This is a genomic window from Chitinophaga sp. RAB17, assembly GCF_052114225.1.
Classification (GTDB): domain Bacteria; phylum Bacteroidota; class Bacteroidia; order Chitinophagales; family Chitinophagaceae; genus Chitinophaga.
This window is the reverse complement of record NZ_JBFREI010000006.1, coordinates 534,659-554,144: the sequence shown is the minus strand read 5'-3', so window position 1 is coordinate 554,144 and position 19,486 is coordinate 534,659. Positions and strand designations below refer to the sequence as shown.

At 44.4% G+C, this 19,486-nt stretch carries 19 protein-coding genes; 6 read left to right on the top strand and 13 right to left on the bottom strand.

What is annotated here, in order from left to right; all coding sequences use genetic code 11:
• Positions 1 to 293: 293 nt before the first annotated feature.
• The 3 genes from AB4Z08_RS21865 to AB4Z08_RS21855 form a co-directional block, all read right to left on the bottom strand.
• A complete protein-coding gene (locus AB4Z08_RS21865; protein ID WP_441575910.1) occupies positions 294 to 791 on the bottom strand; it encodes a hypothetical protein in 498 nt (165 codons plus the stop codon).
• Entirely contained in the window at positions 763 to 2,685 is a 1,923-nt protein-coding gene (locus AB4Z08_RS21860; RefSeq protein ID WP_441575909.1) for a menaquinone biosynthesis decarboxylase, read from the bottom strand. The genes AB4Z08_RS21865 and AB4Z08_RS21860 overlap by 29 nt, the downstream gene beginning before the upstream one ends.
• Positions 2,686 to 2,790: 105 nt before the next feature.
• Positions 2,791 to 3,108, bottom strand: coding sequence for a hypothetical protein (locus AB4Z08_RS21855; protein WP_441575908.1), 318 nt, complete (start codon positions 3,106 to 3,108; stop codon positions 2,791 to 2,793).
• Between the two features lie 43 nt (positions 3,109 to 3,151).
• On the opposite strand from AB4Z08_RS21855, the gene AB4Z08_RS21850 reads away from it, so the two are divergent.
• The gene (locus AB4Z08_RS21850; protein WP_441575907.1) at positions 3,152 to 3,529 is read left to right on the top strand and encodes a hypothetical protein; all 378 of its coding nucleotides are present in this window, start codon (positions 3,152 to 3,154) and stop codon (positions 3,527 to 3,529) included.
• A gap of 200 nt (positions 3,530 to 3,729) precedes the next feature.
• On the opposite strand, the gene AB4Z08_RS21845 is transcribed toward AB4Z08_RS21850, so the two are convergent.
• The 3 genes from AB4Z08_RS21845 to AB4Z08_RS21835 all read right to left on the bottom strand — a co-directional run bounded on the left by AB4Z08_RS21845 (position 3,730) and on the right by AB4Z08_RS21835 (position 5,419).
• Entirely contained in the window at positions 3,730 to 4,599 is an 870-nt protein-coding gene (locus tag AB4Z08_RS21845; protein ID WP_441575906.1) for a DUF6089 family protein, read from the bottom strand.
• A 167-nt stretch (positions 4,600 to 4,766) separates the two neighbouring features.
• Positions 4,767 to 5,114 (bottom strand): DsrE family protein, encoded by a 348-nt coding sequence (locus AB4Z08_RS21840; RefSeq protein ID WP_441575905.1) that lies wholly within the window; start codon positions 5,112 to 5,114, stop codon positions 4,767 to 4,769.
• 68 nt (positions 5,115 to 5,182) lie between these two features.
• Positions 5,183 to 5,419, bottom strand: a complete 237-nt coding sequence (locus AB4Z08_RS21835; RefSeq protein WP_441575904.1) for a hypothetical protein — start codon at positions 5,417 to 5,419, stop codon at positions 5,183 to 5,185.
• Between the two features lie 452 nt (positions 5,420 to 5,871).
• Here AB4Z08_RS21835 and AB4Z08_RS21830 point away from each other — a divergent pair, with 452 nt between their 5' ends.
• A complete protein-coding gene (locus AB4Z08_RS21830) occupies positions 5,872 to 6,792 on the top strand; it encodes a helix-turn-helix transcriptional regulator (RefSeq protein ID WP_441575903.1) in 921 nt (306 codons plus the stop codon).
• 103 nt (positions 6,793 to 6,895) lie between these two features.
• Here the strand turns inward: AB4Z08_RS21830 and AB4Z08_RS21825 are convergent, their stop codons facing one another.
• Positions 6,896 to 7,981, bottom strand: coding sequence for a family 20 glycosylhydrolase (locus AB4Z08_RS21825; RefSeq protein WP_441575902.1), 1,086 nt, complete (start codon positions 7,979 to 7,981; stop codon positions 6,896 to 6,898).
• Between the two features lie 187 nt (positions 7,982 to 8,168).
• Here AB4Z08_RS21825 and AB4Z08_RS21820 point away from each other — a divergent pair, with 187 nt between their 5' ends.
• Positions 8,169 to 9,266, top strand: a complete 1,098-nt coding sequence (locus AB4Z08_RS21820; RefSeq protein ID WP_441575901.1) for an AI-2E family transporter — start codon at positions 8,169 to 8,171, stop codon at positions 9,264 to 9,266.
• Positions 9,267 to 9,337: 71 nt separating this feature from the next.
• Here AB4Z08_RS21820 and AB4Z08_RS21815 read toward each other — a convergent pair whose 3' ends face one another.
• The 5 genes from AB4Z08_RS21815 to AB4Z08_RS21795 all read right to left on the bottom strand — a co-directional run bounded on the left by AB4Z08_RS21815 (position 9,338) and on the right by AB4Z08_RS21795 (position 17,114).
• On the bottom strand, positions 9,338 to 12,472 hold the full coding sequence (locus AB4Z08_RS21815; RefSeq protein WP_441575900.1) for an efflux RND transporter permease subunit: 3,135 nt from the start codon (positions 12,470 to 12,472) through the stop codon (positions 9,338 to 9,340).
• Between the two features lie 18 nt (positions 12,473 to 12,490).
• Positions 12,491 to 13,600, bottom strand: a complete 1,110-nt coding sequence (locus AB4Z08_RS21810) for an efflux RND transporter periplasmic adaptor subunit (RefSeq protein ID WP_441575899.1) — start codon at positions 13,598 to 13,600, stop codon at positions 12,491 to 12,493.
• A gap of 14 nt (positions 13,601 to 13,614) precedes the next feature.
• Positions 13,615 to 14,898 (bottom strand): TolC family protein, encoded by a 1,284-nt coding sequence (locus AB4Z08_RS21805; protein ID WP_441575898.1) that lies wholly within the window; start codon positions 14,896 to 14,898, stop codon positions 13,615 to 13,617.
• A gap of 70 nt (positions 14,899 to 14,968) precedes the next feature.
• Positions 14,969 to 16,339, bottom strand: coding sequence for an ATP-binding protein (locus AB4Z08_RS21800; protein ID WP_441575897.1), 1,371 nt, complete (start codon positions 16,337 to 16,339; stop codon positions 14,969 to 14,971).
• A 94-nt stretch (positions 16,340 to 16,433) separates the two neighbouring features.
• Positions 16,434 to 17,114 (bottom strand): response regulator transcription factor, encoded by a 681-nt coding sequence (locus AB4Z08_RS21795; RefSeq protein WP_441575896.1) that lies wholly within the window; start codon positions 17,112 to 17,114, stop codon positions 16,434 to 16,436.
• A gap of 143 nt (positions 17,115 to 17,257) precedes the next feature.
• On the opposite strand from AB4Z08_RS21795, the gene AB4Z08_RS21790 reads away from it, so the two are divergent.
• The 3 genes from AB4Z08_RS21790 to AB4Z08_RS21780 all read left to right on the top strand — a co-directional run bounded on the left by AB4Z08_RS21790 (position 17,258) and on the right by AB4Z08_RS21780 (position 18,805).
• The gene (locus tag AB4Z08_RS21790; RefSeq protein WP_441575895.1) at positions 17,258 to 17,812 is read left to right on the top strand and encodes a GNAT family N-acetyltransferase; all 555 of its coding nucleotides are present in this window, start codon (positions 17,258 to 17,260) and stop codon (positions 17,810 to 17,812) included.
• Between the two features lie 12 nt (positions 17,813 to 17,824).
• Complete coding sequence (locus tag AB4Z08_RS21785; RefSeq protein ID WP_441575894.1) at positions 17,825 to 18,322, top strand: GNAT family N-acetyltransferase; 498 nt, start codon at positions 17,825 to 17,827, stop codon at positions 18,320 to 18,322.
• 66 nt (positions 18,323 to 18,388) lie between these two features.
• Complete coding sequence (locus AB4Z08_RS21780) at positions 18,389 to 18,805, top strand: EamA family transporter (protein ID WP_133808158.1); 417 nt, start codon at positions 18,389 to 18,391, stop codon at positions 18,803 to 18,805.
• A gap of 4 nt (positions 18,806 to 18,809) precedes the next feature.
• On the opposite strand, the gene AB4Z08_RS21775 is transcribed toward AB4Z08_RS21780, so the two are convergent.
• Entirely contained in the window at positions 18,810 to 19,451 is a 642-nt protein-coding gene (locus tag AB4Z08_RS21775) for a helix-turn-helix transcriptional regulator (protein ID WP_441575893.1), read from the bottom strand.
• Between the last annotated feature and the right edge of the window lie 35 nt (positions 19,452 to 19,486).

Below are 19,486 nucleotides of genomic sequence, written 5' to 3'. Positions count from 1 at the left end.
CAGCGAAGATTGACATATTATGATCTTCGCTGCATTTGCTAAAAGCTAAAAGCTAATGGCTAAAAGCTAAAAAAGGCTAAAAGCTAAAAAAGGCTAAAAGCTAAAAAAGGCTAAAAGCTAAAAAAAGCCGCTTCCCGTGAACGAGTGCGGCATTGCTTGTACGACCAACTCAAATTATTGCTTTAATTGAGAATATTTTGATTTAGGTGTGTATCGTGTGTTGCACAAAAGTAGGTACAGCAATGCCAGGGTTCCTATCGAACCGGGAAAATGATTTACGCAATCGGGAATCTTTAGTCTTCTGAAATAGAGTACTGAAAGATATACTCCTCTGTAGTGCCGTCCCGCATGCCTTCTACGCGGGCATCCAGGTGGCGGGTATCTTTAAAACGATAAGTAATTTTTCTGGGGAAATCATTGTTCAGGTCTTCTGCTACGAAGCCTATCGGCTTTAATACCCTTAATCGCAGACGTACAGGTATCGTTGGCTGATGTCCTTCATAAACAGGCATAAAGTACATGTCATTACCTCTTCTGGTGAGCAGCATGGTTTGCTGTAAAGCACTGTCAGCACCCACTATCCGCCAGGTTTTGCCGCTCCAGGTAGAATCATTTACCCGGCTCCAGCTTTCCACGATTGTACTTTTCCGGGTGTTCATCTTCCAGGTACCCTGAAGTTTGTCCAGCAAGTGAAAGTCTGCTGTACTGGCCTGGCCGGCTGCGGAAACGCTGCCGGCCAATAAAGATAACAGGAGTATATACTTACTGCTGTACCACTGCTTCTTCGCCATAAATCTGTTGTTTGTATTTGAGAGATGGCGACGCAAGGAAGGGGCCCAGGCCCAGCTCTCCCCATTTGGCATCTATTTTACTGATAGTGGCATCATCTGCTACTATAATATTAGGCCAATCCCGCTCAAAGTTGTCCAGCAGCCTGGTTTTCAGGGTGCCGTCCATACCTATGCCACCAATATACTTCCCGGCCTCGGCAGATGGCTTATTGATCACAAAGCTGTCGCGCTTGGGGTCCAGGTTATTACAGAAACGCCAGAGTGCAGACGCCAGGTCACTCACATCCACAGTATGCTCTACATACAGTATCATTTTTATGCCTGCCAGTGCTGGCAAGGTATATAGCTGTTCGTTGAGCTCCCGCACATGGAATGGGCGGCGCTTTTCTACCGCTACCAGAATACAGGAGATGTCGATCGCCAGCAGGTTACTGTTAATACCCTTAATTTCAGGGAATTGCTGCATAATAGCGGCGGTATCTATGGTACGGGGAGCAGCTACCTGCAAATAAGCAGTATCTGTTTCCTCTTCATACTTGCGGGTACCATCGATACACATCTTACCACCAAAACCCATTTTGGAACAGGAGTGATCGAGTACATCCATAGGTCCCTGGCTCAGGTAAATATCTGTAGCCGGGTTAAGATGACGGAAGACATGTTGTGCCAGTTGTTTATAATCGTTGATCTTTACCCCGTCATCTGTTACTACCAGGATCTTGTTGAACATCATTTGTCCGGCTCCCCACATCGCATTCATTACTTTCTGCGCCTGTCCTGCATAATCCTTCTTGATCTGTGCGATCACCAGGTTATGGAACACCCCTTCTACCGGCATTTCCATATCAATAATCTCCGGCACCAGCGTCATTTTAATTGGCGCGAGGAAAATACGTTCTGTGGCTTTTCCTATCCAGGCATCTTCCTGCGGAGGAATACCCACTATCGTTGACGGATATACGGCGTCCTTTCGGTGCGTAATCGCTGTTACATGAAATTTAGGATACCAGTCGGCCAGAGAGTAGTAACCGGTATGGTCACCAAACGGGCCTTCCCATATCAGCTCTTCAGATGGTTCTACGTAGCCTTCTATCACAAAATCTGCATCTGCCGGCACTTCAATTTCCGGTTGGGTAATACATTTTACCAGCTCTACTTTCTTTTTACGGAGAAAGCCTGCCAGCATGTATTCATCCACATTTTCCGGGAGCGGAGCAGTAGCTGAATAGGTATAAACGGGATCACCGCCCAGCACTACGGCAACGGGCATACGCTTATTCAACTTCTTATATTCCATAAAGTGCTTGGCAGACACTTTATGCTTATGCCAGTGCATACCGGTCATATCTTTTTCAAATACCTGCATACGGTACATGCCAACGTTGCGGGTACCTGTCAACGGATCTTTGGTATGTATTACCGGCAGCGTCACAAACGGGCCACCATCTTTAGGCCAACAGGTAAGCACCGGTAGTTTGCTGAGGTCCGGGGCAGACATCACGACTTCCTGGCAGCTGCCTTTTCCACTCACTACCTTGGGCATCCAGGAGGCAAACTGTCCCAGTTTGGGCAAAAGCGCCAATTTATCGAGGATGCTTTCTTTGGGCTTGGATAATAGTTTAAAAAGATTTTCAATTTCACCGGCTACATCATCCAGCTCATGTACGCCAAGCGCCAGGCACATACGCTTATAGCTGCCCATGGAGTTGATAAGAACCGGGAAATCTGTCCCGGTATTTTCAAACAGCAACGCTTTACCCCCATCCGGCGACTTGCTTATCCTGTCTGTTATTTCAGCTATTTCCAGTTTAGGGTCCACATAGGTTTTAATGCGTACCAGTTCTCCTGCCTGTTCCAGCGTACCTATAAAATGTCTGAGATTTTTATATGCCATGTTTGAATCTTATTACCAATCAACAAAAGTAACCATCCCGCACCGCAATAAAAAATGCCCCCCATTAAATAATGGGAGGCATTCATTTTATTCCATTTTCAGTTATCAGTTCACAATAGTAACACCCGCGTGGAATACGGCTCTCGGCCTGGATGGATAGTAGCGCACTGGTGCAGGTACCGGCACTGGTACAACCGGATAATAAGCTGGTTCCATATATACTACCCTTCTTCTCGGACGATAACAATCATCATCCCATCCACGGCGGTATTCTCTTCTTGGTGGTTCACATCTGTCCCGCTCCCAGCGGTCGTGTCCATGTCCGCGACCGTGATCACGGTATCCGCGATCGTATCCTCTTTGTGCATAAGTAGTCAGCACTGTGCCGCCCATCAGCAGCATCAATAACAATACTTTTTTCATGTTGTGTGGTTTTTAGTTCAAGATCGGTTGGCAAATAAAAGTTGTGGTGTATTCATTTATAGAGGAGATCCTGTTACAGTTACATTATTTACAACATAATCCGTTCCCGGATATCCCACGTAGCTATACCTGTGATAGGTACGATGGTGAGGCTTATGATGCTTATAATGACGGTGAGGTCTGTATCCTGGCCTTGGTGGATGCGGCGGCATTGGTGGCCTTGGCGGATGCCAGTGATGCGATGGCCTTGGTGGTGCCGGCGGATGTGGAAAATGTGCCGGCAGCGGAGGCCTCGGTGGCAGCGGTGGATGTGGCGGCCTGTGTTGAGCAAAAAGACTGTCACTACCCACTATCAACATCACTGAAGCTAAAAACAAAAACTTCTTCATGGCACTTCTTTTTCGTTAGTTATAACAGGTAGTTGCACACCAACTTATTTTTGCGGCTATCGTCTCATTACTATCTCCGCGATTTCTGATTCTGCTGTCCGCCATAAGCTGGTGGCTGCGTCATTACCTGTTTGAACTCATAAATCCAACAACTATGCCAATAAAAAAATCCCGGCTTAAAGCCGGGATTGCAATACTAAATAACCCATTCAATATATTAATAGTCAATTTCTTACGGTCTAAGTATCGGACAGCGGGTAGCTTTCTGTTTACCCCATCCGCGATCGCCACCCAAACGATAAGTAATCGTAAATCCGGAGAAAGCATACCAGTCTTTATGTTTGTCAGAACCACGAATAGTACCATCCGCCGGATAAGTCCCCGGAGTGGTGCCTTTAGCTGTTAATTCATCACCTCGAAAAGCCATGTCCACCGCCTTTTGACCACGATACGCCAGCAGTGTATTCTGATCTACATAGGTGGTACTTACGTCATCCAGGTAATCGGTAGTGGTAGGACGGAATCCTATTTCAAACCCAAGGGTCCACTTGTCACTCAGTATAGCTTTTACACCTGCTCCAAAAGGAATGGAAATAGCCAAAAGGTCATAAGGCTGACGGGTAGGATACTGCGGTAATCCCTGTCCTTCTGTACCGAGTGGGCGAAGCCGTATACGGTTACCTGACTGGTCTTTCCCGGTAGGATCAAATCCAAATCCACCGATGCCCACAAAAACGTAAGGCGTAAAGCCTTTCTCATCCAGATCAAAAAAGTTGAATTCTCCAATCAGACTTCCCTCCAGCACATTTGAACGAAAACTCAGGTTCCTCGCTACCAAATCTTTTGATGAATTGGTGCTATCGGCGCCTGTGGCGATTCCCCAGGTAATGGCCGCCCTAATAGTGAGGTAACGGTTAATATCCTTTCTTACCAATAAACCAAGCGCGGGGCGGGTATACTTCATATCTACCCTTTGCTGGGTCAGATCTCCGCTGTAGTTGCTAATGCCCAGAAAAGCGCCTACGTGCCAGTCCTGCGCAAAGGTGAGAAAGGGAACTGCCATGAATAACAACAGTATTCCGGTAGATTTTGTAAATTTCAATGTATTAAAGTTTAAGAGGTTAGTCCTTTTCAATCGTGCATCCATTTAACGTTATTATTACAATTTTTATTTGGTGCTCCCCCTCCAATAGTTTTCACACGCATACCCGCACGGTTAATAAAATGTAAAAATAAACTAATAAACCAATTAACTCATAAACAATTAATCTAACATCTTATATAAGCCCACCCTTGCTCCTGCCGGCTGATCAGATGGAAGATCCCGGCGGGGACAATTTCCGTCAAAGGCAGCAACTGGCTTGTCTGTAGCTGACGACCATTCAGGGTATTCCGGCAAATAAGAAATTTAACAGCGCGTTCCTGCAAAGACAGCACCTTTTCAGACAAGGGATTCCCATCTATGAGTAAAAGATTCCATGCATGTCCATGCACAACTACCTCTACGGCTATACGTGTTTGGGTGGCTACTGCCTGTTGGAGAAGATTATGGAGCTGCCCCAGCATAGACAGCTGTACATCGGATTCACCGGATGTGATTTGAAAAACTACCTGCATGGGGACAAACCTAACCAAATATTGGTAAAACCAACACTGACGAATCTATAAAAGGTGGATGTCTGGGCTTAACTATGGTCCTCTTTATGTTTTGCGCTGTACAGCTCATACTGCACCTTTCTCAGCTTATCTTCCAGCTTATGATATTTCTCTTTTACCTCGCGCAGCTGGTATAGTAGCGTAGCTTCTCTCTGCTCCTGTTTTACCAGGTTGATATTCGCTGTTTGTAATGCCTTGAAATGACGGAATAATAATACCCATCCAAGGCACAACAATAACACTAAAATAACGATGATGGCTATCATAATAATAAGGTTATGCGACTGTATCTGCTATCTTTTACCACCTGGAAATGGCGTTGCGCTGCCGCAACTCCACAACAGGATTGATAGGACAAAATATGTTGAATGCTATAAAATCCGTATTGAATTACCTGGCTGGAGCTATGAACATGACACTGCTGCTAAAGTTATTTATTCCGGTGATTAGTGGTTTGTCCATTTTAGCTTTTTCTACTATTTCTTCAAAAATAATGGGAGGTCCCAGGACCGAAATTAAACATATTATGAATAATAATACTTCAATAACCTTTATATTATATTGATATTCAATCATATAATATAATATAAAAATTTACGTATCCGGTAATCGTAAAAAAAATTAAATTAGAGATAATGTTCATGTAGAGAAAGATTGAGTTTTGATGAAATCAGCATGTACCGAAATCCACTGAAAATCATTTAAATCCCCATATTGTATGTCCGCCCTTCTGTCGAAAGAACAACTCGAAAATTTTGCTTTACAGGGTTTATCCTATGCAGATGATCATGTCAGCGACCCATTTAATATTAAAGATGTTTCAGAAAGACTGGGAATCTCCTACTCTTATTTCTATCACAATTTCACAGAATACATGGGAGAACCGTTCTGGCATTATGTAAAGCGGCACCGGCTTGAACTTGCGGCCGGCCTGCTCCGGCATAGTGGCTATAATATCAGTGAAATAAGTGATCATTGCGGATACGCTACCACAGCAGCTTTTAGCAAAGCTTTCAAGCAACATTTTAAAGAAAGTCCAAAGGACTTCCGCCGCATTATTATTCTGCCTAACGAAAGAAGAACCCTGCAGATTACGGAAGGTATCACCGCAGCCTTTGGCAGCGAAGCGTTCGGCGGTTTATTTAGCTATGAACGCTGTGAAAAAATAAAGCTGCCAGATAGTATACTCTATTATTCCCTTATTTCCCGGGGACAGGACCCTGTTGCTGAAATGATTGCCAGGATGACCCAGCATTATACTTTATTTAAAAAGATGCAGACCTTGTATGACCTGCCCCAAAGCAGGATCATTACCGGCACCCTGGATGCTGTTCCTGTTACCGATTATGAGAAGTTATCGATGTTTGCCGGAATCCATATTCCGTTGTCAGCTACCGCCGCACATCAGCAACTGCAACAGAACTTTTCTTACCTGATGACGAAAAGAATCACCGGGGGCAACTATCTCAAACTACCCGTTCCCATGGATTTTGCTACAGCAGGCGTACCGATGTATAACTTTATCAGTATGAACTGCAAAGAAGGGATCTTTAAAATGAGCGGAAATCATTTCTTCATTTCACTCAATGGTCCGAGTTATTCTGAAATTTTTATTCCGTTGCTCAAAAAACATTACTGAAGAAGAATTACGAATTAAGAATTACGAATTACGGATTTGTGAGAAGATTATCCGCTATTATCTTCTCACAAATCCGTAATTCGTAATTCTTAATTCGTAATTCCTATTTGGTAAATACAGCCCGGAAACAGTTCGCACTTGTATTCATAGTATCCTTCTGTGGCTTACTTCTTCCGTAAAATTCATCCAGAAAACTACCTGCGTCAGACCAAACCGTTTGCATCATTCCCTGAAAACGTGGCTTCATTTCATTGGTAGCTGCTATACGGTAATCATACATATCCTTGAGTTGCTGCTTTGCATTCTCCGGCATTCTCCAGGGACACGTAATAACAGACAATCCTTTCATAGCAAAATAAACAGGCGTTTTATCCGGTCTTTCGTAATGCCAGTCGCAGATCATCACGTCTTTTGGAACCAGGTCAACGGCCCGGTGCGTATTATTCATACTCGCCTCCCATGCGCCTAAACCAGTGGTTTTACCTTCCAGTAAGCGATCACCCCATATCCACAACGCACGGCCCTTCTCTGCCAGGTGATTACGGATCGTCCATACTTCACCGGCAAACAGCTCCGCTTTGTCTTTACCTCCGCAACGCGGACACTTCTCCTCTCCGATATAAAACACTTCATCCATCCCTGCATGAAAAGCCGTCGACTCAAACGCATCACAAATCTCATCTACCAGCTCGAAAACAATCTTATGAACTCCCGGGTGTAACGGACAATAGCTTTTGCAATACAAACCATCCGCATTAGGCCATTCGTACTTTACCGGCATCTTTACCCAGGGCGTTTCATCAAAGTCAGGATACACTTTCAACAGGTTGGTAGTCGTACCCGCCCATGACTGATGCCCCAGCAGATTAATCTGTGGAATCAACCGGATATTGTGCTTACGACAAGCCTGGACCAGTTGTTTTACCTGCTGCCCGGTAAGACTACCAGGATCACGCAACTCAGGATGCGACTTAAACTGGTAATTAAAATCAACACGAAGCACCAATGTGTTGATATGTCGCGGCGCCAGCTCTGTTTCTATAAACCTGAGAAAAGAAGATAGCCCCTCCGCTCTGGGCGCGGCTATACAAAATCCACGTACAGGCAACGTATCTATCGGCAGGGGTTTTGCAAAAGAAAAAGAAACACTGCTACAAACAAGCAATAAGAGGGCAAATAGTTTTTTCATAAGTCTTTTAATTTTTTATCGGCATTTTACCAGCTACCAATAGCTAATGGATAAAAGCTATCCGGCATTCCAGTAAAATAATGAAAGCACAGGGGAACTGCAATCTTTTCCTCCAAACAAATGTATAATAGCTATTGTAATGTTATACACGTTGATTTTTAATATCTTTGATAAAAGCACTAAATCTATGAATGAGTTTAAACTACCGTTTAACGCAAGACTCACCTTCACCCTGTTATCTATCATTCTGGTTATTTATGTGGCACATATTGGCAGTGGCATTATAGTGCCCCTGATGTTCGCCATGCTGATTGCCATCATGCTGCTGCCTGTAGTGCACAGGTTGGAGAAATGGCGCATTCCCCGTGGAATGGCGGCCGTTTTAGCAGTACTGCTCTTTATCATCATCATTGCACTGATCATGACGTTGCTCGGCAAACAAATGGAATCTTTCATTTCGGACTTCCCGCAACTGCAACAAAAACTGGTGCTGGTCATTAGCTCCACACAGGACTGGGTCAATGCTAAATTTCATATTAACTCCAGTACGCAGTTAAGTTACATGGAGAAAGCCCTGATGGGTACCCTGGGAACCGCTACCAGCTTCCTCAGTCAAACGTTTCTTTCCCTTTCCTCCCTGCTGGTATTTGTAGTATTTGTATTTCTGTATGCTTTTTTTATTCTCTTCTACCGCAGGTTACTGGTATCCTTCCTGATAAAAATATTCAGAGAAGAACATCGCGACAAATTACTCAAGGTGATCGCGAGCACGCGTTCCATTATAAAAAGCTATGTAGGCGGACTGATGATAGAAATGGTTATTGTGGCCATTCTCAATACCGTCCTATTCTTAATATTAGGCATTAAATACGCCATCCTGTTGGGAGTAATGGCGGCTATCTTTAATATCATTCCTTATGTGGGCATTCTAACAGCCGCTATACTTATCATACTTGTTACCCTGGCTACGGGCACACCTATACAGGCTTTACAGGCAGGTATTGCGTTGTTCCTTGTACACGTACTCGACAGCAATGTGTTATTTCCCAGTATTGTTGGTTCCAAGGTAAAGATCAATGCACTTATTACCATTATAGGCGTGGTACTGGGCAATATGCTATGGGGCATACCTGGTATGTTCCTCGCCATTCCTTCAATTGCCATTATCAAAATCATTTGTGAAAATATCGAAGAAATGCATCCCTGGGCTATATTGCTGGGAGATGAATCCAAACCCAAAGTGAAAAAAGTAAAAAAAATAGATCCGGACGAAACACCAGCCTGATATAGCATATAAGTAAGAAGTTGCTCCGGAATTACCGGAACAACTTCTTACCTATAATCAACAACCAATTGTTATTGTAATGCAGGATCCCCTGAATCTTTCTTCAACATTCTCCGGTATACCCAATAAAATATAATCGGGAAAATAAAGAGATTGAAAAAAGTATCTGTAATTAGTCCTCCTATCACCACCCGCGCCAGCGGTCGCGCTGTTTCTGAGCCTATGCCCATGCTGGTAGCTGCCGGCAACAGTCCTATAGCTGCCATCATGGCCGTCATCACTACAGGTCTGATCCTTGACTCCACCCCTTCCAGGATGGCATGCGCCAGACTGAAATGAGAGGCCTTGTGCATATTCCGCACATTTGTCTTGAATTTTGATAACAGGATCACCCCATTCTGCACACAAATTCCAAACAGGGCGATGAACCCTATACCCGCAGAAATACTGAAGTTCATGCCCGTAAGCCACAAGGAAAAAATACCTCCTATGATCGCAAATGGTACATTTCCTAACACCAGCAAAGCATCTTTGATTTTGCCAAAGAGTATAAACAGGATCAGGAATATCAGTAATAAACTAATGGGCACTACCTGCATCAACCGCCTGGTAGCGCGTTCCTGGTTCTCAAAATCGCCCGCCCATTCAAGGGAATAGCCTTTGGGCAGATGTATCTGCGCTCCCACTTTTTCCTGCGCTTCTGCAATGGTGCTGCCAAGATCTCTACCCCGCACAGAGAATTTGATGGCCCCATAACGCATGTGCTTATCGCGGTATATCATACTGGGCCCAACAATATGCTGTATCTCTGCGATTTCTTTCAATGGAATCTTATTACCCCGTATAGTCGGGATCGTTAGATTACCAATGGAAATTTCACTTTCCCTGAAATTTTCGGGATAACGTATACGAAGATCAAAGCTCTTCTCGCCTTCGTATATGCGGGTAGCCGCTTTACCGCCAATAGCCATCTCTATCACAGAGTTGGCATCTTCTGTGGTAACACCATACAGCGCCATCTTCTGCTGGTCGAGGTTAATCCGCAATTCCGGCTGCCCGATATTGCGCAGAATGCCGAGGTCCTCAATACCATGCACACCCTTCAGGATCTTTTCTATTCCTTCTTCTTTATCTTCTATCAGTTTAAAATCATCTCCAAACAGCTTTACCACAATTGATCCTTTTACACCGGAAACTGCTTCTTCCACATTATCCATGATAGGTTGGGAAAAGTTCAGGGTAATACCCGGAATCCCGTCCAGCTTATCATTCATCTTCTCTATCAGGGCGGTTTTAGATAAGCCGCTCTTCCACTCCTTCTGCGGATAGATATCTACATGCAATTCAACATTGTAAAAACCAGTAGCATCTGTGCCATCATTAGGCCGCCCGGTTTGTGACATTACCTGTTTTACCTCTGGAAAAGTGAGCAGCTTCTTCCTCATATCATTAGCTACTTTCACGGACTCCTCCAGGGAGGTACTCAACGGCCCGGTGGCCCGGATGTAAATAGCGCCTTCGTTGAGCTGAGGCAGGAACTCGGTACCCAGAAACCTGAAACAGTATAACCCAAACGCCAGTACGATCAGCGCCCCGGTAAAGGCTATACGCCGATGCCGGAAACAATAGTTGAAGATCTTCAGTGTGGTACGGTTAATGAATTCCAGGAATACGTTGTGCTTTTCCCGCACATTCTTTCCCAGCAGCACACTGGCCAGGGCCGGCACCAGGGTAAAAGTGAGTATCAGCGCGCCCAGCAGGGCAAAGCCCAGTGTCCAGGCCAGTGGAGAAAACATCTTGCCTTCTACTTTTTCAAAAGTAAAAATGGGTAACAACCCGGTGATGATAATGAGTTTGGCAAAGAAAATGCCCTTCCCATTTTCCAGGCAGGCTTTTCGGATCATCCCCAGCTTACTCAACTTATTGAACCGTTCCATCCCTACATCTTTCGCTTTCCGGTCCAATACCACAAAGATGCCCTCCATCATCACCACAGCTCCGTCTATGATAATCCCGAAGTCAATAGCCCCCATAGACAGCAGGTTGGCGCTCATCCCCTTTATGCGCAAACAAATGAATGCAAAGAGCAACGCCAGCGGAATCACCACCGAAACGATAATGGTGGTGCGCCAGTCGGCCATAAACAGGAACACTATTACCGTCACAAAAATGATTCCTTCAATCATATTGTGCAGTACGGTATGCGTAGAGAAATCAATCAGGTCTTCGCGGTTATAGAATGCCCTGATCTTTACATCATCAGGTAAAATGCGTGTATTCAGCTCCGTTATCTTCTCTTTCAATGACTTGATCACTACCGCGGGATTCTCGCCCTTGCGCATCACTACAATCCCTTCCACTACATCATGATCCATGTCACGGCCTACCTGCCCCAGTCTGGGCAACGCCGCCACACTTACTTCTGCCACATCCTTTACCAGTATAGGCGTTCCGTTGATATGATCTACAATGATGTTTTTGATTTCATCAACATTGTTGAGAATACCAATACCCCGCACCACATATGCCTGTGCATTTTTAACGATCACGTCACCCCCTACATTGATATTGCTTTTAGACAATGCCTGGAACATTTCCTGCGCGGTAATATCGTACTGTACTGCTTTGTCCGGATCAATGGTCACCTGGTAGATCTTCACTTCTCCCCCAAAACTTACAATATCCGCTACACCCGGCACAGACAATAGATTGCGTTCAATCACCCAATCCTGTAATGTTTTCAGCTCCTGTATGGAAAGTTTGCTGCTCTCAAGGGTATACCGGTAAATTTCCCCTGTAGGACCATATGGTGGCTCTATTTCTGGATCTACGCCATCCGGTAGGGAAGCGGAAGTAATGTTATTATTAATCTGTTGCCTGGCAAACGTATCATCTACATCATCATCGAAAATTACTTTTACAACAGATAGCCCGAATAGAGAAGAGGAACGGATATGCGTTTTTTTCTGCGCCCGGTTCATGGCAATCTCTATGGGGCGTGTTACAAACTTCTCTACCTCTTCAGCGCTACGGCCCTGCCATTGGGTAATAATAGTAACAGAGGTATTTGTTACATCCGGAAATGCATCTACTCCTATTTGTTTAAAGCTGATGTAGCCGGCAATCGCCAATACACCTGTTGCAAAAAAAATGAAGTATTTATTGCTTAAAGAAAAAGCAAGGACTTTCTTTATAAACTTGTTCATAATAATGGCCTTTAGCGGTTACTGCTGATCCTTCAGCGTTTCATAAATGAATACCTGCCGGGATGCAATAACCCGGTCACCTTCTTTCAGGCCGGAATTGATAAAGGCCCGCCCTTCACTGGTTTTATCGATCTTCACTTCCCTTATTTCTACACCGCTTTTTGAGTTTACCCGCACCAGTACATAATATTTATCGTGATCAAAAATGATTCCCCTGGATGGAATACTCACCACATTACTATCTGCATGCCGGTTAGCTTTTACCCGCACAAACATTTCAGGCTTCAGCAGGAATCCAGGGTTATCTACCACCACCCTGGCTTTCATCACTTTGTTCTCCGGATCCAGTACATTATAGATCTTGTCGATTGTACCGGAAAAGGATTTATCGGGATAGGATAAAGTAGACATCTGTACACGATCTCCTTCATGAATGCTGGCGATGTCTGACTCAAAAATGTTGATCATAGCCCATACATTATTGAGATCGGCAATCACGAAAATAGGGTCTGTGTTGTCTGGCCGCCACTGCATACTTTCAGCGGCTCTTTTACTGATGATAAAACCCGGTACCGGCGCTTTCACGGCGTAATTGGTTTGATGACCGCCCCCATTGATATCCAGAATAGCCTGTGATTTGTTATGTGCGGCTACGGCTTTATCATAATTGCTTTTGGCTTCTTCATAATCCCTTTGTGAATTCAGGCCGCTTTTGTAAAAAGATTCCGCAACATCCATATTGCGTTTGGCTGTTTGCATATCATTCACGGATATACGCTGATCAGCGGTAAACCCAGCCATTTCAGGGCTTTTAAGGATAGCCAGCACTTGTCCTTTTTTCACAAAATCGCCGGAATGTACTTTCACGTCTGTTACAATACCACTGACCATGGGAAAAATACGGGCCGTTTTATCTTCGTTCTCCGTAATTTTTCCTGTGAGTAGTATTTCATTTTCTACCGGCCTGACGGTAGCAGTATCCACCACCAGCGTGCGGAGCAGAGAGTCCGAAAGTGTCCATGAACGGGACTCTTCCGGGATCGTCCTGCTACCACAGCCAGTCGTGATACCAGTGATGGAAATAATAATAACAATTGCAGGTATAAAGTGCTTTATAGAATATTGCATGTTCAGGAAATTTATCAGGGATGAAAAATGAGGGCACCGGTACTAAAATTGAGCGACTCCAGTGCATGCAGCCTGTCATATTTCAGTTCGTTCATTTTAAGTACATTATTTCTGTAAGCATCGTACAGGTCAATGAATTCGAGCAGCCCGATATTATGAAGACGATAATTTTTCTCTACTTCATTCATCATTTTACCATAATCGTTTTCAAATCCGGGATCGAATTCATGGAGCAGTTTCTCTGTTTGCAATGCCAGCTCCAGACTGTTCATTACTTCATGTGCGAGTTCATCTTCCTGTCCCTGCAACTGCAGTTTACTGCTCTCCAGCAGGGCTTTGGCAGTTTTTATATTTCCCTGGTTGCGGTTAAAGAAAGGCAATGGCATAGATACATTCAACCCATTGTAATTACGTTCAAAATTACCCTGCTTATCGAAAGAAAACCCCACCTGAAGATCCGGCACAGCCATCGACTTCTGCAACCGCAGGTTCAGGTGATTATAATTCACGGTTTCCTGACCGATCTTCAGGTCATAACGATTTGACCTGGCGGTATCAAGCAGCGACTGAAAAGTATATTGCTGCGCAATGGGTTTGTCTGTCGAAGTATCCGGCAACTGCGGCTGTATAATGGTACCGGGAGCAACTCTGATCAGCAGGGCCAGATCGGATTGTGTTTGCTGTATATCCTGTTGCAATGCCAGGTGATCATGCTGCAGATCATAGAGCATGGATTTTATCCGGATAATTTCCTTAGGTGCTATATTACCTAATTCCTTTTGTGCGGTAAATACTGTTACAACGGTTTGCAGGAAAGCAATCTGGCTGGCAAATGTTTGCAATGAGCGTTGCTTATAATAGAGGTCATAAAAATTATCATGGAGTGAAAAGCGTAGGGTGCGGAGGATATCATAAAACTGGTATTCGCTCATTCTGACACCGCTCTGCGCCAGCTTCACGGCCTTATTGCGTTTACCCGCCAGTTTGACGAGCTGCTCTACCTGCAGGGAATTTTGTCCTTCGTAGGAAAAGTCAAACCATTTCTTTGTGGTATGATTGTACAATACATTCTCAAACGTCACTTGCGGATTATCATACAGCTTAGCCGTTATGATACCTGCCCTGGCAGAATCAATGCTGTAACGCTGCGTAAGTAACGGAATGTTTTTCTGCAGGAGCTGCTGTTCTGCCTCCGGAAGCGTGAGCCGGAGCGTGTCTTTTATCTGCGCCGATGCCGTGAAACGGAATAGGGTGGCGAACAGTACAAGATAGGTGCTTAATGCTGGTCTAATGATCATACAACTTAATTTTCGTTGCAAAGATGGCATTAGGCTATTAGCTACATATTAGAATGAAGTTAAAACAAAATTAGAATTTCTGAACATGCGGGAAGAAAATATTGAACGTGGTTCCCTGACCCAGTACACTACTCACCGTAATCGCCGCTTTGTGCAGCTGCAGGATCTTCTGTGTCATCGATAACCCAATACCATATCCATCAAAAGCATGGGCATTGTTTGCACGATAAAGCGGCATAAATATTTTTTCCAGGTCAGCATCTGCAATGCCAATGCCATGGTCACTTACAGACAATGTTATTCCGGATTTACTATAAGTCAGCTGACAATCAACGTCACGGTTATACGAAAATTTGAAAGCGTTCCTGATGATATTCTGCAATGCCAGCGTCATCAGGGAACGATTCCCCCGAATACAGAGTTGTGCAGCATCTTCAGGCATATCATTTAACTTTACGTGCAATCGTACCGTAGGTGTTTTATGTCGCCAGAACTCCTGTATTTCCCATAATAATTCATCCAGCCGGATCAATTCTGAATTGGTATCGGTAAGAATAACATCTAACCTGGTCAGCTGTAATAGTCCATCGGTAATAATTTTCAGTTTCTCTGATTCTCCCAGCAGTGTACCCAATGTTTGTATATAATCTTCGCGGCTGCGTTCATTCTGAAGGGTCACTTCTATTTCCCCGATGATGGTGGTCAGTGGTGTGCGCAACTCATGGGAAGCATTGGACACAAAGGAGCGCTGCATATCAAAGGCCTGCTCCATATGCTGCAACAGCCCATTAAAATTTGTGGCCAGTTCGTCTATTTCATCCTTATTGCGTCCTTGTTGTACGCGCATATGCAGGTTATTGGAACGAATATTTTTCACCTGCCGGTTAATGCTCTTAATGGGCTCCAGTGCCCTGCTGGCATACCATTGGCCCATCACAAAGGTGATCAGTAATGCTACCAGGAACATTACGATCAATATCCACATCAGGTAATTCAGCTGTTGTATTCCCATGGTATTGCGGGCAGTCACAATCACCACAAAATTGCCCTGGTTATCCGGATAATAGATACCGAGGCCGGATTCTTCCTGGAAGCGGAACCGGTATACTTCCCTGTGGCGGATAGTTTCCAGCATAGACGCCGGCCAGTTGTATTTTGTTTTTTCTATAAATACAGCCTGGTTGTGCTGATCATATATATTGGAGGATTCATCGGGTATCCGTTCCCGGTAGCTCTTTTCTATTTCGAGGAATTTCTTCTTGGTCAGTTCATCCTTTTCCAGGTACACCTGGGCAGTCACCAGGGCACGCATCTGCAACAGTTTATAAAAACTGTTTTGAATATACTGGGCAGATAACAGGTATATCAGTACGAAAACGATGGTCAGTATAATACCTGAAATGAGCGTGAACTGAAGTGATAAACGATGCCGTATTTTCATGAAGCTTTTAGCTATTAGCCATTAGCTATTAGCTATTAGCTAATGTTTTGTTGTTAAGAAATAAAAAATAAGCTAAAAGCTAATGGCTAAAAGCTTACTTCTGTTTCATCACATAACCCATTCCTACTACGGTATGGATTAGTTTTTCACCGGTAAAGCCTTTTTCTATTTTATTCCGGAGATAGTTAACATACACATCGATGGTGTTTGTTCCGGTATCAAATTCCAGTCCCCATACGGCTTCCGAAATGAGTGCGCGTGAAAGGACCTTGCCGGTATTTTTAAGCAACAGTTCCAGCAATGCATATTCTTTTGCGGTGAGCGTGATCTCCTGCCCTTCCCTGGTGGCTGTTTTGGTGTTGGTATCCAATTGCAGATCCGCAAAAGTAAGAACAGCCTGTTCCTGGTGAAACTGGCTTTTTCTGCGGGAGAGTGCGTGAATTCTGGCTACCAGTTCGGAGAAATGAAACGGCTTGGCGAGATAATCATCAGCACCAGCGTTTAATCCATCCACGATATCCTGTGTAGCATTTAAAGCGGTCAGCATCAGAATGGGTGAACTGACTTCCAGTGTACGTAAATTTTTACACAGGGTGATCCCATTGATACCCGGTAACATAATATCCAGCAGGATCAGGTCATAGTCCTGCTCCAATGCGGCTTGTTGTCCTGCTATACCGTCGGTACACACTTCCACCTGGTGGTGGTGTTCTTCCAGTCCTCTTTTTATAAAGGCGCCTACCTTGGTTTCATCTTCTATCACCAATATTTTCATAGCTAATAATTAAAAGCAATAACCCTTGCAAAAGTAGGATTGTTTACTCCGGCGTTCATTAAAGCCACATTAAAATCAAAGATGGTATGGACAATTTACCAATATCTGTTAGCTTTGCTTCAACCTAAACCGGCAACAGTATTATGCATTTACCCGTTTTAAGTACCGGCAACCTGGTATTGCGACCTATAGAAGAAAAAGATACTGCTACCCTGTTCCATCACTTTTCAGATGATGCGGTAACAAAATATATGGACATCGATTCTTTTTCAAATATCAGCGAGGCAACCCACATTATTCAATTCTTCCGGAAAAGCCTGGAAGATGAGGAAGGTATGCGCTGGGCGATTACCCTGGCAGGAAAAGATGAATTGATTGGTACCTGCGGATATCATAAGATCAACAAGCCCCATTTCAAAGCTGAAATTGGTTACGATCTGCGTCCGGCATTCTGGGGCAAAGGTATTATGAAAGAGGCAATAGGTGCTATGCTCACATACGGTTATGAGGAGTTACAGTTTAACCGGATAGAGGCTTTTGTGGATCCGGAGAACATTCCGTCTTCGAAACTATTGTCCAGGCTGGGTTTTCATTATGAAGGCTTTTTACGGGATGCTTTCTTTGAAAAAGGAAAATTTGTGAATGCAGAGCTATACAGCCGTTTAAGGCACGAACATACCCGCGAGTCTATTTATTAATTAATATATACCATGAGTTTGGAATTCAGGCATGCTACAGAATCAGATCTGCCAAGGATCGTTGAAATTTATAACAGTACTATCGCCGGCAGAATGGTGACGGCGGATACCAGTCCGGTAACGCCGGAGAGCCGATTGTCCTGGTTTCATGCACACAACCCTGCCCTGCGTCCGTTGTGGATGATTGATCTGGATGGGAACAATATAGGTTGGATGAGCTTTCAGTCATTCTATGGCCGCCCTGCTTATAATGGCACTGTAGAAGTCAGCATTTATTTAGATGAATCTGCCCGTGGCAAAGGTTTGGGCAAACAAATACTGCGTCATGCGATTGAAGTAGCGCCTCAGTTTGGCGTGCAAACCCTGCTTGGATTTATTTTTGCGCACAATCAACCCAGTCTGAAACTATTTACTGACATAGGTTTCAAAGAATGGGCACATCTTCCTGAAATTGCAGTACTCGATGGTGTGGAAAGAAGTCTGAAGATATTGGGATACAAAATAATATAGCGGTTATCGCCGCTACAGAATGTATACAGTTTCCATCTATAATTTAGAATCTCAAAACGCTGTGCTATGTGGTGGATTTACGCTTTATTATCTGCTGGTTTTGCAGCGCTCACCGCTATTTTTGCGAAAATCGGGGTAGCGGATATTCCTTCCAACCTGGCCACTGCCATCAGGACGGTGATCATCCTGATCATGGCCTGGGCGATTGTGCTGGCGAGGGGTGAGTACAAAAATTTCGGAGCGATTTCCAAACACAGTATGTTATTCCTGGTATTGTCCGGACTGGCAACGGGTTGTTCCTGGATTTTTTATTTCAAGGCACTGCAGGTCGGAAAGGTATCACAGGTAGCGCCCGTAGATAAACTGAGTGTAGCGCTTACCATTATACTGGCAGCGGTATTTCTGCACGAAGCGCTTACCTGGAAAACGGCTATCGGTGCCGGGCTGATTATTGCCGGTACGCTGGTATTGATATTAAAGTAACGGATTATTCTGCTTCGATCTTGTAAACACAACGGCGGGCGCCGTTGATGATATGTTCCATACGGGAAACATTCATTTTCTCGCCCAGGATGCTGACAAATGTTCTCATTTCTGAGGTACAGATGTTATCGCATTCAGAGGCAGCGCAACAGATGGGGCAGTGATTTTCTATGAAGAAGTAAGTGTCTCCCTCCTTTTTCCATTCCGCCAGGTAGCCTTCACCGGAACGGATGGCAGCAAACGAAGTCAGCCTGTTTTCGAGGCCGTTTACACCCTGCAGGGCGCTGCTGTATTTTTCGAGCTGATTTTTTTCTCTTGCATTGACTACATTATCGAGCGCTTCCTTGCCTAAAACAGTTTTAATGGTCTGTATTAATTGCAGGCTGAGTTCGGTATGTGTATCCGGGAAACGGGCATTGCCCAATGGGGTGAGGCTCCAGATTAAAACGGGGCGTCCAACGCCTCTGGACGTGCTTTCGGAGTGCACTAAACCTTCTTCTGCCAGTTTAAGTAGTTGAAGCCGGGCACCTTCTCCGGTAATACCCAATTCACTCGCCAGTTCGGCTGCAGACAGCGGTCCCCGGGTCTTGAGCAATGTCAAAAACCGTTCGGCAGCATTCTTGGTTCGTATTGGATAATTTTCCAAGTTATTACTTGTTTTATTATCAAATATCGGTATTT

Coding starts and splice junctions, on each gene's coding strand:
- AB4Z08_RS21865 (WP_441575910.1), bottom strand. CDS start 791: ATGGCGAAGAAGCAGTGGTACAGCAGTAAGTATATACTCCTGTTATCT.
- AB4Z08_RS21860 (WP_441575909.1), bottom strand. CDS start 2,685: ATGGCATATAAAAATCTCAGACATTTTATAGGTACGCTGGAACAGGCA.
- AB4Z08_RS21855 (WP_441575908.1), bottom strand. CDS start 3,108: ATGAAAAAAGTATTGTTATTGATGCTGCTGATGGGCGGCACAGTGCTG.
- AB4Z08_RS21840 (WP_441575905.1), bottom strand. CDS start 5,114: ATGCAGGTAGTTTTTCAAATCACATCCGGTGAATCCGATGTACAGCTG.
- AB4Z08_RS21835 (WP_441575904.1), bottom strand. CDS start 5,419: ATGATAGCCATCATCGTTATTTTAGTGTTATTGTTGTGCCTTGGATGG.
- AB4Z08_RS21830 (WP_441575903.1), top strand. CDS start 5,872: ATGTCCGCCCTTCTGTCGAAAGAACAACTCGAAAATTTTGCTTTACAG.
- AB4Z08_RS21825 (WP_441575902.1), bottom strand. CDS start 7,981: ATGAAAAAACTATTTGCCCTCTTATTGCTTGTTTGTAGCAGTGTTTCT.
- AB4Z08_RS21820 (WP_441575901.1), top strand. CDS start 8,169: ATGAATGAGTTTAAACTACCGTTTAACGCAAGACTCACCTTCACCCTG.
- AB4Z08_RS21815 (WP_441575900.1), bottom strand. CDS start 12,472: ATGAACAAGTTTATAAAGAAAGTCCTTGCTTTTTCTTTAAGCAATAAA.
- AB4Z08_RS21810 (WP_441575899.1), bottom strand. CDS start 13,600: ATGCAATATTCTATAAAGCACTTTATACCTGCAATTGTTATTATTATT.
- AB4Z08_RS21805 (WP_441575898.1), bottom strand. CDS start 14,898: ATGATCATTAGACCAGCATTAAGCACCTATCTTGTACTGTTCGCCACC.
- AB4Z08_RS21800 (WP_441575897.1), bottom strand. CDS start 16,339: ATGAAAATACGGCATCGTTTATCACTTCAGTTCACGCTCATTTCAGGT.
- AB4Z08_RS21795 (WP_441575896.1), bottom strand. CDS start 17,114: ATGAAAATATTGGTGATAGAAGATGAAACCAAGGTAGGCGCCTTTATA.
- AB4Z08_RS21790 (WP_441575895.1), top strand. CDS start 17,258: ATGCATTTACCCGTTTTAAGTACCGGCAACCTGGTATTGCGACCTATA.
- AB4Z08_RS21785 (WP_441575894.1), top strand. CDS start 17,825: ATGAGTTTGGAATTCAGGCATGCTACAGAATCAGATCTGCCAAGGATC.
- AB4Z08_RS21780 (WP_133808158.1), top strand. CDS start 18,389: ATGTGGTGGATTTACGCTTTATTATCTGCTGGTTTTGCAGCGCTCACC.